This window comes from Actinoplanes sp. NPDC000266 (genome assembly GCF_042899005.1).
Lineage (GTDB): Bacteria > Actinomycetota > Actinomycetes > Mycobacteriales > Micromonosporaceae > Actinoplanes.
Genome location: NZ_JBIAZI010000006.1, coordinates 21281 through 36669, shown reverse-complemented (window position 1 = coordinate 36669; position 15389 = coordinate 21281). Strand labels below are relative to the sequence as shown.

Below are 15389 nucleotides of genomic sequence, written 5' to 3'. Positions count from 1 at the left end.
CCGGGTAAAGCGAAAGGGCGCACCCGCCAGGGTGCGCCCTTTCGTGATGCTGTCCGGTCAGAAGCCCGGGCCGTGCTGGTGGCCGTGGCCACCGTGGCTGTGGCCGTGGCCGCCGGCGGCGGCGGGCTCCGGCTCGGCCGGCTTGTCGACCACGAGGCTTTCCGTGGTCAGCAGCAGGCCGGCGATCGAGACGGCGTTGGAGACCGCGTTGCGGGTCACCTTCACCGGGTCGAGGATGCCGGCCGCGGCCAGGTCCACGTACTCGTCCGTGGCCGCGTTGAGGCCGTGGCCCCAGCCCAGCTCGTTGACCTTGCCCACCACGACATAGCCGTCGTGGCCGGCGTTCTGCGCGATCCAGCGCAGCGGCTCCACCAGCGCCTTGCGGACGATCGAGACGCCGATCGCCTCCTCGCCGGTCAGGCCGAGGCCGCCGTCGAGCTCCTTCGCCACCTGGGCGAGGGCGGCGCCACCGCCGGGCACAGTGCCCTCCTCGACGGCCGCCTTCGTCGCTGCGATGGCGTCCTCGATGCGGTGCTTGCGCTCCTTCATCTCGACCTCGGTCGCGGCGCCGACCTTGATGACCGCGATGCCGCCGGAGAGCTTGGCCAGCCGCTCCTGAAGCTTCTCGCGGTCCCAGTCGGAGTCCGACGCCTCGATCTCCTTGCGGATCTGCGAGACCCGGTCGGCGACCTCGGACGACTTGCCGCCACCGTCGACGATGGTGGTGTTCTCCTTGTCGACCACGATGCGCCGGGCGCTGCCCAGCGACTCGAGGCCCACCTGGTCGAGCTTGTAGCCGAGCTCGGGGGCGATCAGCTCGCCACCGGTCGCGATGGCCAGGTCCTGCAGGATCGCCTTGCGGCGGTCACCGAAACCGGGCGCCTTCACCGCGGCGACCTTGATGGTCTTGCGCAGCGCGTTGACCACCAGGGTCGAGAGCGCCTGGCCCTCGACGTCCTCGGCCACGATCAGCAGCGGCTTGCTGTTCTGGAGCACCTTCTCCAGCAGCGGGAGGAGCTCCTCGATGCTGGAGATCTTCTGGGTGGTGAGGAGGATGTACGCGTCCTCCAGCACCGCCTCCTGCGACTCGGCGTCGGTCACGAAGTTCGGCGAGATGAAGCCCTTGTCGAACTGCAGACCCTCGGTGACATCGAGCTCGGTCGCCATGGCCGAGCCCTCCTCGACGGTGATGACACCGTCGCGGCCGACCCGGTCCATCGCCTCGGCGATCAGCTCGCCGATGGTGGCGTCCTGGGCCGAGATGGTGGCCACGTTCGCGATCGCCTTGTGGTCGGCGACCTCGACGGCCTTGCCGAGCAGCGCCTCCGAGACGACCTCGGCGGCCTTGTCCATGCCCCGCTTGAGCGAGATGGGGCTGGCACCCGCGGTGACGTTGCGCAGACCCTCGCGCACCAGCGCCTGGGCCAGCACCGTGGCCGTGGTGGTCCCGTCGCCGGCGACGTCGTTGGTCTTCGTCGCCACCTCCTTGACCAGCTGGGCGCCGAGGTTCTGGTACGGGTCGGTGAGCTCGATCTCCTTGGCGATGGTGACGCCGTCGTTGGTGATCGTGGGAGCGCCGAACTTCTTGTCCAGGACGACGTTGCGGCCGCGCGGGCCGAGGGTGACCTTGACCGTGTCGGCGAGCGAGTTGACCCCGTGCTCGAGCAGGTGGCGGGCGTCGTCCGAGAAGCTGAGAATCTTCGCCATGTTTAAGGTCCCTTCACGCACCACCGCCCTGGCCCGTGATCACGGGCCAGGGCGGTCAGCACTGTCAGTAGGTCACTTCTCGATGACCGCGAGGACGTCGCGGGCGGAGAGCACCAGGTACTCCTCGCCGGCGTACTTGACCTCGGTGCCGCCGTACTTCGAGTAGAGCACCGTCTCGCCGACCTTGACGTCAACCGGGATGCGGTTGCCCTTGTCGTCGATGCGGCCGGGGCCGACAGCGAGGACGGTGCCCTCCTGCGGCTTCTCCTTGGCGGTGTCGGGGATCACGATGCCCGACGCCGTGGTCGTCTCAGCCTCGTTCGCCTGGACCACGATGCGGTCCTCGAGCGGCTTGATCGCAACCTTTGTCGCGGTAGTCACGGGCATACCCTCCTGGGTACAGGTTTCGCCGGTCAAGGTGATGGCCGGTCTGATGCCTCATGCCACCGGGCGGGGCCGTCGTCGCGGGTGCCGGTCCGCCTGGTGCCTCACCGCCCGCCCGGATAGGCGCACGGCTGGCACCCTCGTGATGAGAGTGCTAATCGGAGATTAGGCCGGAACTAGCACTCCGTCAACCAGAGTGCCAATGAAGTCGCGCGGGGGAGAATGCCTGCGTGACTGCGGAATCGACGGCCTTGCTGCGTACCCCCGAAGGGATGAAGGCGCTGGACAGCGCCATGGAGGTCGCCGGGAGCGATCCGCTCGCGGCCGCTTCGGCGCTGCGGGCGCGCGGAGTGCCGCCGGAGCTGGCCTCGGCCGCGCTGACCCAGGTCGAGCTGCGCCGCCGCGCGGTCGCGAAGTTCGGCGCGGACGCGGCGTCGATGTTCTTCACCCGGGCCGGTCTCGAACAGGCGACGCGGGCCGTCGTCGCCGAGAGGCGGGCGCGGCGCCTCGCGGCGGCCGGGGTCAGGACCTTGGCCGATCTGGGGTGCGGGCTGGGCTCGGACGCCATGGCGGCGGCGAGGGCGGGCATTTCGGTGTACGCCGTCGACGCCGACCCGGAGACGGCCGCGATGGCCGCTGCCAACGCCGAGGCCCTGGGCTTGGATGTACGGGTCGAGTGCGCCGACGCCACGACGGTGCCGGTCGAGAGGTACGACGCGGTCTTCGCCGACCCGGCCCGCCGGAAGGCCGGCCGGGGGCGGGTGTTCGACCCGAGGTCGTACTCGCCGCCCTGGGATTTCATCGCTTCTCTGCCCGAACGCGTGCCGCGCACGGTGCTCAAGCTGGCTCCCGGCATCGATCACGGCCTGCTGCCGCCCGGGGCGGAGGGCGAGTGGACCAGCGTCGACGGCGACCTGGTCGAGGCGGCTTTCTGGTGCGGCCCCTTGGCCGAGGTGCGCCGCCGAGCCACGCTACTTCGCGAAAAATCCGATAAATCGGTCGCAAAGATGGGCGGCGCGTGGTTGGGCGGGGCGGCGGGGTCAGGCGGAGCGCAGGTTGGTGGGGCAGGCAGGGCGGGGCTTGGTGGCGCGGCGGTAGGTGGGGCGCAGGTTGGTGGCGCCGAGGTAGGCGGGGCGGAGCTTGGTGGGGCGCAGATGGGCGGCGCCGGGGTTGGCGGGGCGCAGGTGGGTGGCGCCGAGATGGACGGGGCGCAGGTTGGCGTCTCTGAGCTCACCGGGTCTGGTCTGGAAAAGGCGCCTGTGGGTGCGGTGGGGGCGTTTCTGTACGACCCGGATGGGGCTGTGGTTCGGTCGCATCTGGTGGCCGAGCTCGGTGCGGTCATCGGGGGGCGGCTGGGGGATCCGGAGATCGCCTATCTGTATACCGACGAGGCGGTGGCGACGCCGTTCGCCCGGCGGCTGGAAATCACCGATGTGATGCCGTTCTCGCTCAAGCGGCTTCGGGCTCTGCTCCGGGAACGTGGCGTCGGTCGCATCGAGATTCGTAAGCGTGGGTCGGCGCTCGAACCGGAGCAGCTTCGTAAGGATCTTCGGCTGTCCGGCCCGCACGGGGCGTCTCTGGTGCTCACGCGGGTGGCCGGGGCGCCTACGGTCATCCTCTGCCGTCCGATCTGACCGAACGGGCACGACCTTCTGAACGCAGGGGAACGGCCGCCGGTTCGAGGGGCGTGTGTGAGCTAGCAGTCACTGAGGGAGATTCGGTGCGGTAGTAGCGTTCCGGGCATGCCGAAGAAGGCCGCCGCCGGAACCCCGGCCACCGCGTTGCTCACCGCGGAGAAGGTGGAGCACGCGCTGCATCCGTACGACGTGTCGCCGGACGCTCCGAACTATGGGGCGCTGGTCGCGCAAGCGCTCGGGGTCGAACCCGAAAAGGTTTTCAAGACGCTGGTCGCCGACGTCGAGGGCGCTCTGGTGGTGGGGGTGGTGCCGGTCACCGGCGATCTCGATCTCAAGGCGCTGGCGCACGCCGCCGGCGGGAAGCGGGCCGGCCTGGCCGACCGGGCCGCGGCCGAGCGCAGCAGCGGCTACGTGCGAGGGGGCATCAGCCCGCTCGGGCAGCGCAAGAGGCTGCCGACCGTGGTGGACGACTCGGCGCTCGCGCTTGATCTGATGTTCATCTCGGCCGGCCGCCGAGGGCTCCAGGTCAGCCTCGCGCCGGCCGATCTCATTCGCCTCACGGGCGCGAAAACCGCCCAGATTCGGACATAGCACGCGCTAAGCGCGGGCCGTTACGACAACGTTACGCGCCGGGTGGATCTTTCTCCCGAGAACGGTCCAGATCGGGCATCGGGGTGACTTAGCGTCACGTGGTGAGCGTGGTTAGCGATCTTGCTCAGCTGGTCTCCAGGCCCTCACCAGGGCCGAAGTCCCTGTATCACCGCCGTGTTGCCGGATTGTTATCCCCGGTTACGAGATCGGCTGGCGTCACCGCTTGTGCTACCGGTCGCAACGGGAATACGTTGCCGGACACAACAAACTAGATCCTGATCACACGGCGTCTCGGGGAGCGACACTCCCGACAGCGCAGAACATCGAATCCGATCGAAGGCCCGGATTTACCCGAAAGGACACAAGGAATGCGTAAGGGACTGTTCGCCCTTGCCGCGGTCGGCCTGCTGGCCACCGGCAGCGTCGCCGCGTGTGGCGACGACAGCAGCGATTCCGGCAGCAGCAGCGGCTCGAGCTCGACCGGCAAGGTCGGCGTCATCCTGCCCGACACCAAGAGCTCGCAGCGGTGGGGCACCGACGACCCGAAGTTCCTCAAGGCGGCCTTCGAGGCGGCCGGGGTACAGGTCGACATCCAGAACGCGCAGGGTGACAAGACCGCGTTCCAGACCATCGCCGACGGCATGATCTCCAGCGGCGTCAAGGTTCTGATGATCGTCAACCTCGACTCCGGCACCGGTAAGGCCGTCCTCGAGAAGGCCAAGAAGGCCGGTATCGCGACGATCGACTACGACCGCCTCACGCTGAGCGGCGGCGCGGACTACTACGTGTCGTTCGACAACGTGAAGGTCGGCGAGCTGCAGGGTCAGGGCCTGGTCGACTGCCTGACCGCCAAGAAGTACACCAAGCCGGTCGTCGCCGAGCTCAACGGCTCCCCGACCGACAACAACGCGACCCTGTTCGCCCAGGGTTACAACTCGGTCCTCGACCCGAAGTACGCGGACGGCACCTTCACCAAGGGCCCGAACCAGGATGTTCCGGACTGGGACAACGCGCAGGCCGGCACCATCTTCGAGCAGATGCTGACCTCGAACAAGAACATCAAGGGCGTTCTGGCGGCGAACGACGGTCTCGGCAACGCGGCCATCTCGGTGCTGAAGAAGAACAAGCTCAACGGCCAGGTCCCGGTCACCGGCCAGGACGCGACCGTTCAGGGTCTGCAGAACATCCTCGCCGGCGACCAGTGCATGACGGTCTACAAGGCGATCAAGAAGGAGGCCGACGCGGCCGCCGAGCTTGCGGTCTCGCTGGCCAAGGGTGAGAAGCCCACCACGGCCACCGGCACCACGAAGGACCCGGAGTCGGGCGCCTCGATCCCCTCGGTGCTGCTGACCCCGACCTCCATCACCAAGGAGAACGTCAAGGACGTCATCACCGACGGCTTCGTCACCAAGGACGCGGTCTGCACCGCCGACTTCGCGAAGGCCTGCACCGAAGCGGGCATCAGCTGATCTGAGCTGATATCGGGGCCTGCCCCGAAATCCTGACGACGGCGCCGTTCGCTTCCGATAGAGGAAGCGGGCGGCGCCAGAGTCAGGTGCCCCCCACCCTGCCGCCCCGGGCAACCCCCGCCGTGGGCGGCAAAACCGGTCACTCAGCGAAGGAGAAACACCGTGGCCGCGACACCCCTCCTGGAGCTCAGCGGGATCAATAAAGGCTTTGGTCCCGTTCAGGTCCTGCACGACGTCGGACTGAGCGTCTACCCCGGCGAGGTCACCGCCCTCGTCGGTGACAACGGCGCCGGAAAGTCGACGCTCGTCAAGTGCATCAGTGGCATCTACCAGATCGACTCCGGCACGGTGACCTTCGAAGGTAACCAGGTCTCGATCAACGGACCGAGCGACGCCTCCGCTCTCGGCATCGAGGTCGTCTACCAGGACCTCGCGCTCTGCGACAACCTGGACGTCGTCCAGAACATGTTCCTCGGCCGGGAGAAGAAGCGGGGCATCGTCCTCGACGAGCCCACCATGGAGCAGATGGCCGGCGACGCGCTCGCCAGTCTGTCGGTGCGCACCCTGAAGTCGCTGCGACAGCTGGTCGCCAGCCTCTCCGGTGGGCAGCGGCAGACCGTGGCGATCGCCAAGGCCGTGCTCTGGAACTCCAAGGTCGTCATCCTGGACGAGCCCACCGCCGCCCTCGGCGTGGCGCAGACCGCCCAGGTGCTCGAGCTCGTGCGCCGCCTGGCCGACAACGGCCTCGGCGTCGTGCTGATCTCGCACAACATGAACGACGTGTTCGCGGTCTCCGACCGCATCGCGGCGCTCTACCTCGGCCGGATGGCCGCCCAGGTCAAGACCACCGACGTGACCCACTCCCAGGTCGTCGAACTGATCACTGCCGGTCGCAGTGGCAACATCGGCCTGCCTCCCGAGAAGCCCGCGGACTTCAACGGCGACGTCGTCGACATCACGCCGGGAGGCGACAAGTGAGCACCACCACGACCACCACGGCCGGCGGCGTCAAGGTCGTCAAGCCGACCGTCAACAGCTTCATCCGCGATTACTGGGGCCGCATCCGCGGCGGTGACCTCGGCGCCCTCCCGGCCATCCTCGGCCTGATCGTGCTGAGCCTGATCTTCGGCATCTCGACCGACACGTTCTTCTCCGGCCTGAACTTCGCCAACCTGTTCAACCAGGGCGCGCAGGTCGTCTTCATCGCCATGGGCCTGGTCTTCGTCCTGCTCCTGGGCGAGATCGACCTCTCCGCCGGTTTCGCCTCCGGCGTGTGTGGCGCGGTCGTCGCGATCCTCCTGACCAACCACGGCTGGGAGTGGTACACGGCCATCCCGGCCGCGCTGGTCACCGGCATCGTCATCGGCCTCGTGCTCGGCTTCCTGGTCGCGAAGATCGGCATCCCGTCGTTCGTCGTCACCCTGGCCGCGTTCCTCGGCTTCCAGGGCCTGCTGCTCGTGCTGCTCGGTGGCGGCACGAACATCTCGACCCGCGACAACTTCTTCAACTCCCTCAACAACGACAACCTGTCCGTTGCCTGGAGCTGGATCCTCACCATCGTCGCGGTCGTCGGCTACGCCGCTGTGCAGTTCAACAACGTGCGCAGCCGGGCCAAGCGCGGCCTGGTCACCGACCCGATCGGCGTCGTGGCGCTGCGCGTCGGCGGACTGGCCGTGCTGCTGATCGTCGCGACCGTCGTGCTCACCCAGGAGCGCGCGATCAACCCGGCGATCAACTCGCTCAAGGGCGTGCCGATCGTCGTCCCGATCATCGGTGTGTTCCTGGTCCTCTGGACGTTCGTCCTGGGCCGCACCGCCTACGGCCGGCACGTCTACGCGGTCGGCGGCAACACCGAGGCGGCCCGCCGGGCCGGCATCAAGGTCGACCGGATCCGCATCTCGGTCTTCGTCATCGGCTCGTTCATGGCCGCGATCGGCGGCATCATGGCCGTCAGCCGGGCCAGCTCGGTCGACCCGAACACCGGTGGCAGCAACATCCTGCTGTACTCGGTGGGCGCGGCCGTCATCGGCGGTACCAGCCTCTTCGGCGGTAAGGGCAAGGTCATCAACGCCGTCATCGGTGGTGCGGTGATCGCCGTGATCGACAACGGTATGGGCCTGCTCGGCTTCAGCTCCGGCACCAAGTACATCGTGACCGGTCTGATCCTGCTCGTCGCCGCCAGCGTCGACGCCCTCGCCCGGCGCAGAGCGGCCGCTACCGGCAACCGATGAGCCGGACCATCCTGGGTACGGGGACGGCGCGCTGATGCGGGCCGGCCCCAGCCAGGAGGAGGTGCGGCGGCACAACCTCGGGACCCTGTTGCGTTACGTGCACGTGCACGGCGCCACGTCCCGGGCGGAGCTGACCAGCCTGCTCGGTCTCAACCGCAGCACCATCGGGGCCCTGACCGCCGAGCTGACCACCGCAGGGCTGGTCAGCGAGGCGGCACCACGTGAGACCGGCCGGGCCGGGCGACCGTCGCTGGTCGTCCGGCCCGAGTCGTCGAAGGTCTACGCGTACGCCCTCAGCATCGAGGTGGACCGCCTGCGGGCGGCCCGGGTCGGCCTCGGCGGCCGCATCCTGGACCGCCGTGAGACCGCCCGGCCGCGCGGCATGCAGGTGCTCGACGCGGTGCAGCCGCTCGCCGGTTTCGTCCATGACATGCGCAAGGACGTCCCCGGCGACGCGCGCTACGTGGGCACCGGGGTCGCGGTGGCCGGCATGGTCCGCCGGGCCGACGGGGTAGTGCGCCTGGCGCCCACCATCGGCTGGGTCGAGGAGCCGGTCGGCGAGGCGCTCGGGGCCGAGCTCGGCGACGCCGGCAAGCTCACCGTCGGCAACCACGCCGACGTCTCGGCCCTGGTCGAGCACAGCCGCGGAGCCGCCGTCGGCTGCGACAACGTCATCTACCTCTACGGCGACGTCGGTGTCGGCGCCGGCATCATCGCCGACGGCCACCGGGTGGCCGGTCACGGCGGGTACGGCGGCGAGGTCGGCCACATGGTCGTCAACCCGTACGGCCGGGAGTGCAGCTGCGGCTCGCGCGGCTGCTGGGAGACCGAGATCGGCGAGTACGCGCTGCTCAAGCACGCCGGCCGGGGCGACCGGACCGGGCGCGACGCCGTGCTGGGCGTGGTCGACGCGGCCATGCGCGGCGACAGCCAGGCCCAGTTCGCCGTCCGCCAGGTGGGCGACTGGATCGGCTTCGGCGTCGGCAACCTGGTCAACATCTTCAACCCGGAGGCGGTGATCTTCGGCGGCACGCTGCGCGACGTCTACCTCGTCGCCGCCGCGCAGATCCGCAGCCGTCTCACCTCGATCGCCCTGCCCGCCTGCCGCGAGCACATCCGCCTGCGCACGCCCGAGCTGGGCGACGACGCGGGGCTCATCGGGGCCGCCGAGCTCGCCTTCGAGCATCTGCTGAACGATCCCGTCGGCTGAACCGGCGGGCACATGGTGAAGATCAAAATCATCTATGCTGCCCGCCATGCCAGCCGAAGTGCTGTTCGATGTGGCCGATCACTACCCCGAGGCCCGCGTCGTCCGGACAGCTATGACCGCCCGCGACTGGACCGCTGTCCGCGCCGTCGCCGACCCGTTGACACCCACCGGCCGCTCGATGCTCCTGAGCGTGGTGGCCGAGGTCCCCGGCGCCGAGGAGACCCTGCAGAAGGTCCTCGCCGACGACCCGGACGACAGCACGGCCGCCGCGGCCCTCGGCCGCCGCTGGACCATCATCGGCTGGAAGATCCGGACCGGGGCCCGGGCCCAGCACGTGAGCGCCGGCCAGTTCGCCTCCTTCCACGAGCGGCTGCGGCGGGCCGAGGCGGTGCTGATCGAGGGCGTCGCCCGTAACCCCGGCGACCCGGCGCTGTGGACGGCCCGGCTGACCTCCGGGCGCGGCCTCGAAGTGGGCCTGGCCGAGATCCGCCGCCGCTACGACAAGGTCATCGCGCTGACTCCGCACCACCTGTCCGCGCAGAGCGCCCTCCTCCAGTCGCTCTGCCCGAAGTGGAGCGGCAGCTGGGAGCTGCTGCACCCGTGGGCCCGCGAGGCGGTGCTGGCCGCGCCCGAGGGCGCGGTGCAGGGACTGCTGGTCGTCGACGCGTACCTCGAACACTGGATCGAGCTGCCGGAGGACGAGGGCCGGCGCTTCTTCGAGGGCGAGCAGGTCCGGGCCGAGATCTACGAGGCGGCCCGGCGCAGCGTGCTCCATCCCGCCTTCGGCCGCGACTACGGCTGGGTGCACGCGGCGAGCAGCTTCGCCCTCATCTTCAGCATGCTCGGCGACCGGGCCTCGACCGCCGCGATGTTCCGGATGCTCGGCGATCTCGCCGAGGAATATCCGTGGCACTATCTCGGCGACCCGGCCACCGAGATCCGCGCGCGTCGCGCCTGGGCCCTCGGAGGTACCCGATGATCAAGCAGCTGGATGTCGACGGCGTACCCACCCTGCTCGCGCCGGGCACCGGGCCGGCGCACGCCGGGCTGGCCTTCCGGGTCGGCTTCGCCGACGAGCCGCTGTACCGCCGCGGCATCACCCACCTGGTCGAACATCTCGCCCTGTACTCGACCGGGGTCGCCGACTATCACTACAACGGCGCCACCGGCGTCGAATACACGTTCTTCCACATGCAGGGCTCCGAGGAGGACCTGGCCGCCTTCCTCACCGGCGTGTGCTCCTCGCTGCGCGACCTGCCGATGCAGCGCCTGGCCGTCGAGAAGGACCTGCTCCAGGCCGAGGCCAACGGCCGTAACCAGGGTGCGGCCGACAGCATGTCGCTGTGGCGGCACGGCGCCCGCGACTTCGGCATGCCGAGCTATCCCGAGTGGGGCCTGCCCGCGATCACCGAGGACGACCTGCGGGCCTGGGTGGAGCGCTACTTCACCCGGGAGAACGCGGTGCTGTGGCTGGCCGGCGAGGGCGTGCCCGAGGGCCTGCGGCTCGACCTGCCCAGCGGCGCCCGCCAGCCGGCGCCCACGCCGTCGTCGGCGCTGCCGGTCAGGCCGGCCTACTTCACGGCCAACTCCGGCGTCCTCGTCTGGGACGCCGAGGTGGAACGGGCCGCGCGCTCGTCGGTCTTCGCCGGCGTCCTGGAGCGGGCGATGCGGCGCGAGCTGCGGCAGGAAGCCGGGCTCTCCTATACGGCGCAGGCCAACTACGAGCCCCTCGGCGCGGACCGGGCGCTGGTCACGGCCGTCGCCGACTCGCTGCCGGACAAGCAGGGCGCGGTTCTCGGCGGCTTCGTCGACGTGCTGGCCGCGCTGCGCGTGGGCCGGATCGACGAGGCGGACGTGACGGCCGTCGTGAAGCAGCGGACCGAGGCGCTGCGCCACGCCGAGGAGCAGGGAGCGCGGCTGCCCGGGCAGGCGCTCAACCTGCTCGCCGGTCGGCCCGTGCAGAGCGCCGACGAGGCGATCGCCGAGACGCGCGCGGTCGGCCCGGCCGAGGTGGCCGAGGTGGCGGTCGCGGCCTCGGCCGACGGCCTGCTCATGGCTCCGCGCACGCGCGCCGACTGGGCGGGCTTCACGGCCGCGCCCAACCGGTCGGAGGCGGCGGTGCCGGGCACCGCGTACGCCTCCCTCGAAGGCCCGGACGAAACCCTGGTCATCGGGCCGGAAGGCGTCAGCCTGGTGCGTGCGGAGGGTCCGGCGACCGTACGCTTCGACGCCTGCGCGATCGTGCGGGCGTGGCCCGACGGCGCGCGGTACTTCATCGGACACGACGGCATCGTGGTGGCGATCGAGCCGACCCTGTGGTCCGGCGTCCCGGGCGCGCTGCCCTGGCTCGACTCGCACATCCCGGCCGCGCTCCGCGTCGACCAGCCGCCGCGCGACCCGGCGCAGATCCCGCAGCCGGACGTCTCCGGCTGGCCCGCCCCGCAGCGGTCCCGCCCGCTGACCTCCGGGGCGCGCGTGTTCACCACCCTCGGCGCGGTCGGCCTGGGCCTGGTGGCGCTGGTTTTCACCGTCGGCGCGCTCATCCTGGGCATCGGCATGACCGACGACAGCTTCACCCCGTCCGACCGGGTCGCGGTGTCGGTGGTCCTCGTCATCTGCCTACTGATCGCGGCCGGCGCCGGATTCGGCATCCACCGTCTGCTCCGCCGCCTCTACCGAGGCTGAGATTACGAGGTGCTTACGGCGTCGTCGCGGGCGCTGGTGAGGGGAGCAGGATGGAGAGGTGAATCTTTCTGTGCGCTCCGGGCTCTCCGGTGTGGCGGCGGCCGCGGTCGCGGTGGGTGCGGCCGAGATCGTCGCGGTGCTGACCGGGCCGCTGTCGGCGCCCCTGCTCGCGGTGGGCGGCGTGGTCGTGGACAACGTGCCGGGGCCGGTCAAGGACTTCGGTGTACGGGTCTTCGGTGTGCACGACAAGACGGCGCTGATCGTGGGGACGGCCGTTCTGCTGGCGATCTACGCGTACGGCGCCGGGCTGCTGGCGGCCCGGCGCTGGTGGGCCGGGGTGGCGGCGATCGGGCTGTTCGCGGCGATCGGGGTGGCGGCCGCGATGACACGCCACGACGCGGGAGTGTTCGCCTGGCTGCCGACGGTGGCGGGGGCGGCGCTGGCCGTGTGGGCCCTGCGCAAGCTGCTGGAGCTGGCGGGCGCGCCGTCGGTGGCCACGGCCGGCAGCGCGCGGCCGGTGGTCGCGACGCCGGTTGCTGTGGGGTTGAGCGCGAGCAGGCAGGACAGCCCGCAGCGCGCGGACGGCCCGGACCACGACGGACCCGAGTCCGTCGGGCCCGGTGCTTCTGACGACGCGTACTTCAAAAGCCCGGAGAGACTCACGCAGAGTGAGAGACGACGGTTTTTGAAGGCTCTGGGGCTGGCGGCGGGGTTCGCGGTCGTCAGTGGGGTGGCGGGGCGGCTGCTGACCGGACGGCAGGCGGTCCGGCAGGCGCGGAGTGAGCTGGTGCTGCCCCAGCCCCGGCAGGCGCCGCCGACGGTGCCGACGGGCGTGCAGGTGCCAGGGGTGACGCCCTACGTTTCGAAAAATGCGGACTTCTATCGGATCGACACGGCGCTTTATCCGCCGCAGGTCGATCCGTCCACATGGCAGCTGCGGATCCACGGGATGGTGCGCAATCCGATCACGCTGACCTGGGAGCAGCTGCTCCAGCGGCCGATGATCGAGCGGTACGTGACGCTCGCGTGCGTGTCCAACGAGGTCGGCGGCGATCTGATCGGTAACGCGCTGTGGCTGGGCACGCCGATCAAGGAGCTGCTGGACGAGGCCGATCCGCTGCCCGGCGCCGACCAGGTGGTGCAGCGCTCGGTCGACGGGTGGACCTGCGGAACGCCGACGGCCGTGCTGCGGGACGGACGGGACGCGCTGCTCACGATCGGGATGAACGGGGAGCCGCTGCCGGTCGATCACGGGTTCCCGGTGCGCATGGTGGTGCCTGGTCTGTACGGCTATGTGAGCGCTTGCAAATGGATCACCGAGATCGAGTTGAGCCGCTTCGAGGACTTCGACGCCTACTGGGTGCCGCGCGGGTGGTCGGCCCAGGGACCGATCAAGACGGAGTCGCGGATCGATACGCCGCGTGACGGGGCCAAGCGCGAGGCGGGCCAGGTCGTGATCGGCGGGGTGGCGTGGGCCCAGCACACGGGCATCGCGAAGGTCGAGGTGCAGGTCGACGACGAACCCTGGGCCGAGGCGACGCTGGCCGCGACGGTCTCGGTGGACACGTGGCGGCAGTGGAGCTATACGTGGCAGGCGACCGCGGGGGAGCATCGGCTGCGGGTGCGGGCGACCGATCGGAACGGGCAGACCCAGACGAGCACCCCGGCGCCGCCCGCTCCGGACGGTGCCACGGGCTGGCATGCGATCAAGGTGAAAATCGACTGACCAGAACGCGCGCGTGCCACTTCGTCGCAGGCCGCACTACCGGTCCGTCTTGAAAGCGCAAGTCGCTCATACGGTGGCTTGCATGTCCACCGAAGCGGTTGTTGAAGAGCCGTCGAACAACCCGACCCGGCCCCCGGAGGGGGACCGGATCGTCATGATCATGCCGGGTGTGGCCCAGCGTCAGGCCGCCGGTGCCTGCCGCTGCGCGGGTACCGCCGACTTGTGGGGCCGGCCGAGGCGGGCCTCGAGACGAGCAAGGTCGACGCGTCCGTGATGACGGTCGGCGAGGTCCTCCCAGCCGACAGCGAGCAGCCGCAGCCGCTCCGCTTCGCTGAAGCCTCCCCAGACCCCGTACGGCTCACGCACCGCGAGGGCGTGGGCGGCGCACTCGGCCCGAACCGGGCAGGCGCCGCACATGGCCTTAGCTTTGGCCTCCCGGCGGTTGCGGGACGAACCGCGCTCGCCGTCGGGGTGGAAGAACTGAGCACTGTCCCGGCCCCGGCACAGACCCAGTCTCTGCCAATCCCAGAGATCGGCGATGGGCCCGGGCAGTCTGCGAACGTTCGACATGAAAAACCCTCCTCCCGCGTGGCCACGCGGAGTGTGGTCATGAGGGCCCTTGCTCAGGCCTGCCGCGGTGTTACCCCGGTGATCCCTGAATCACACGCACCATGTCGATGTCTTCTGAAGCCGCATGACATCGGTCGAGCAACTCATACCGATCTTTCCCATTTTTTCCATCTAAAGCGCGTAATGCTGCGGCCCTCGCGTGATCTCCTCTGAGAGAGAAGGAGGATCACTGTGCGTACCGTCCTCGTGTGCGTCCGTACCCCGCTGGCGGCCCAGACCGTCGCGTCCACCGCGGCCCGGCTCGGCATGACCGGCGTCGTCCGGACAGCGGTCAGCGAGACCGAGGCCATGATCCGCCTGGCTGAACGGCCGGCTGAAGTGGTCCTGGCTGACACCGCCGTGACCCGTCCCGACAGCGTCGGCTTCACCCGGCGTGTCCTCGCCCGTGCCCCGCAGGCACAGGTCGTCCTCTTCGGTGCCGAGGACCCGCGCGTCGCCGCGGCGGCCGTGGCCGCCGGCGCCCGCGGAGTCATCCGCGGCGTGGAGCACGACCTGGTCAGCGTGGTCGCCAAGGCGCTGCTGCTGCTCCTGCTCCCGGTCCGCCCGCAGGGCATGCCGATGAACGGGGCCAACGCCCAGCCGGCCACCGTCGCCGGCGGCGCCCGCAACAGCAATTCGACCGCGGCCCGGGCCGCCTATCAGAACGGTCTCAGCGTGGGCTCGCCCAACGCGGCGGCCGTGCCGGCCATGCTGCCGAACTCGCCGATGGTGCCGGCGCAGCGTGGTGATGCCCCGATCGATCCCGCGACCGGCCGGCCGATGGTGGCCTGGCCGGGCAACGAGACCCAGGTCGGCGTGGCCGACCCGGCCCCCGCCGGACGGCGGCTCACGCTCACCGAGCGCGAGTTGCAGGTGTTGCGGGGGATGGCCGACGGCAAGAGCAACGCCGAGATCGGGCGGGAGCTCTTCGTCTCGGAGGACACCGTCAAGACCCACGCGCGGCGGCTCTTCCGCAAGTTGGGCGCTCGCGACAGAGCGCACGCGGTGGCAGCCGGCTTCCGAGCCGGGTTGGTTGCTTAGCTAACTGCTCACCACGCAATCGCCGCCGGTGAGGAGGCGTGTGATTTTTCGACGCCCGCGGGGTTTGCGGGTGGCGGAAAATTGCCCGCCTCCTCACCG

General features: G+C 70.1%; 13 protein-coding genes. 10 read left to right on the top strand and 3 right to left on the bottom strand.

Annotation, left to right across the window (positions count from 1 at the left end):
- Nucleotides 1-57: 57 nt before the first annotated feature.
- Together groL and groES are read right to left on the bottom strand one after the other, a co-directional pair.
- Nucleotides 58-1707 (bottom strand): chaperonin GroEL, encoded by a 1650-nt coding sequence (gene groL / locus ACFY36_RS24245; RefSeq protein ID WP_499748244.1) that lies wholly within the window; start codon nt 1705-1707, stop codon nt 58-60.
- 72 nt (nt 1708-1779) lie between these two features.
- Entirely contained in the window at nt 1780-2088 is a 309-nt protein-coding gene (gene groES / locus ACFY36_RS24240; protein WP_015619077.1) for a co-chaperone GroES, read from the bottom strand.
- A 233-nt stretch (nt 2089-2321) separates the two neighbouring features.
- On the opposite strand from groES, the gene ACFY36_RS24235 reads away from it, so the two are divergent.
- The 9 genes from ACFY36_RS24235 (at nt 2322) to ACFY36_RS24195 (ending at nt 13640) form a co-directional block, all read left to right on the top strand.
- Nucleotides 2322-3725: a class I SAM-dependent methyltransferase gene (locus ACFY36_RS24235; protein ID WP_499748243.1), complete on the top strand. Its 1404-nt coding sequence runs from the start codon at nt 2322-2324 to the stop codon at nt 3723-3725.
- A gap of 108 nt (nt 3726-3833) precedes the next feature.
- Nucleotides 3834-4319, top strand: a complete 486-nt coding sequence (gene ybaK, locus ACFY36_RS24230; protein ID WP_499748242.1) for a Cys-tRNA(Pro) deacylase — start codon at nt 3834-3836, stop codon at nt 4317-4319.
- Between the two features lie 368 nt (nt 4320-4687).
- On the top strand, nt 4688-5788 hold the full coding sequence (locus tag ACFY36_RS24225; protein ID WP_499748241.1) for a sugar ABC transporter substrate-binding protein: 1101 nt from the start codon (nt 4688-4690) through the stop codon (nt 5786-5788).
- 162 nt (nt 5789-5950) lie between these two features.
- Nucleotides 5951-6766, top strand: coding sequence for a sugar ABC transporter ATP-binding protein (locus ACFY36_RS24220; RefSeq protein WP_498694397.1), 816 nt, complete (start codon nt 5951-5953; stop codon nt 6764-6766).
- A complete protein-coding gene (locus ACFY36_RS24215; RefSeq protein WP_499748240.1) occupies nt 6763-8019 on the top strand; it encodes a sugar ABC transporter permease in 1257 nt (418 codons plus the stop codon). Before ACFY36_RS24220 ends, ACFY36_RS24215 begins: the two co-directional genes overlap by 4 nt.
- A 34-nt stretch (nt 8020-8053) precedes the next feature.
- A complete protein-coding gene (locus ACFY36_RS24210; RefSeq protein WP_499748239.1) occupies nt 8054-9229 on the top strand; it encodes an ROK family transcriptional regulator in 1176 nt (391 codons plus the stop codon).
- Nucleotides 9230-9275: 46 nt separating this feature from the next.
- A complete protein-coding gene (locus ACFY36_RS24205) occupies nt 9276-10208 on the top strand; it encodes a hypothetical protein (protein WP_499748238.1) in 933 nt (310 codons plus the stop codon).
- Nucleotides 10205-11914, top strand: a complete 1710-nt coding sequence (locus tag ACFY36_RS24200; RefSeq protein WP_499748237.1) for a peptidase M16 family protein — start codon at nt 10205-10207, stop codon at nt 11912-11914. Before ACFY36_RS24205 ends, ACFY36_RS24200 begins: the two co-directional genes overlap by 4 nt.
- A 127-nt stretch (nt 11915-12041) precedes the next feature.
- Entirely contained in the window at nt 12042-13640 is a 1599-nt protein-coding gene (locus ACFY36_RS24195) for a molybdopterin-dependent oxidoreductase (protein ID WP_499748779.1), read from the top strand.
- 180 nt (nt 13641-13820) lie between these two features.
- Here ACFY36_RS24195 and ACFY36_RS24190 read toward each other — a convergent pair whose 3' ends face one another.
- Nucleotides 13821-14210, bottom strand: a complete 390-nt coding sequence (locus tag ACFY36_RS24190) for a WhiB family transcriptional regulator (RefSeq protein WP_097322711.1) — start codon at nt 14208-14210, stop codon at nt 13821-13823.
- 231 nt (nt 14211-14441) lie between these two features.
- Between ACFY36_RS24190 and ACFY36_RS24185 the strand changes: the two genes are divergently transcribed.
- Nucleotides 14442-15290: a response regulator transcription factor gene (locus tag ACFY36_RS24185; protein ID WP_360245385.1), complete on the top strand. Its 849-nt coding sequence runs from the start codon at nt 14442-14444 to the stop codon at nt 15288-15290.
- Nucleotides 15291-15389: the final 99 nt, after the last annotated feature.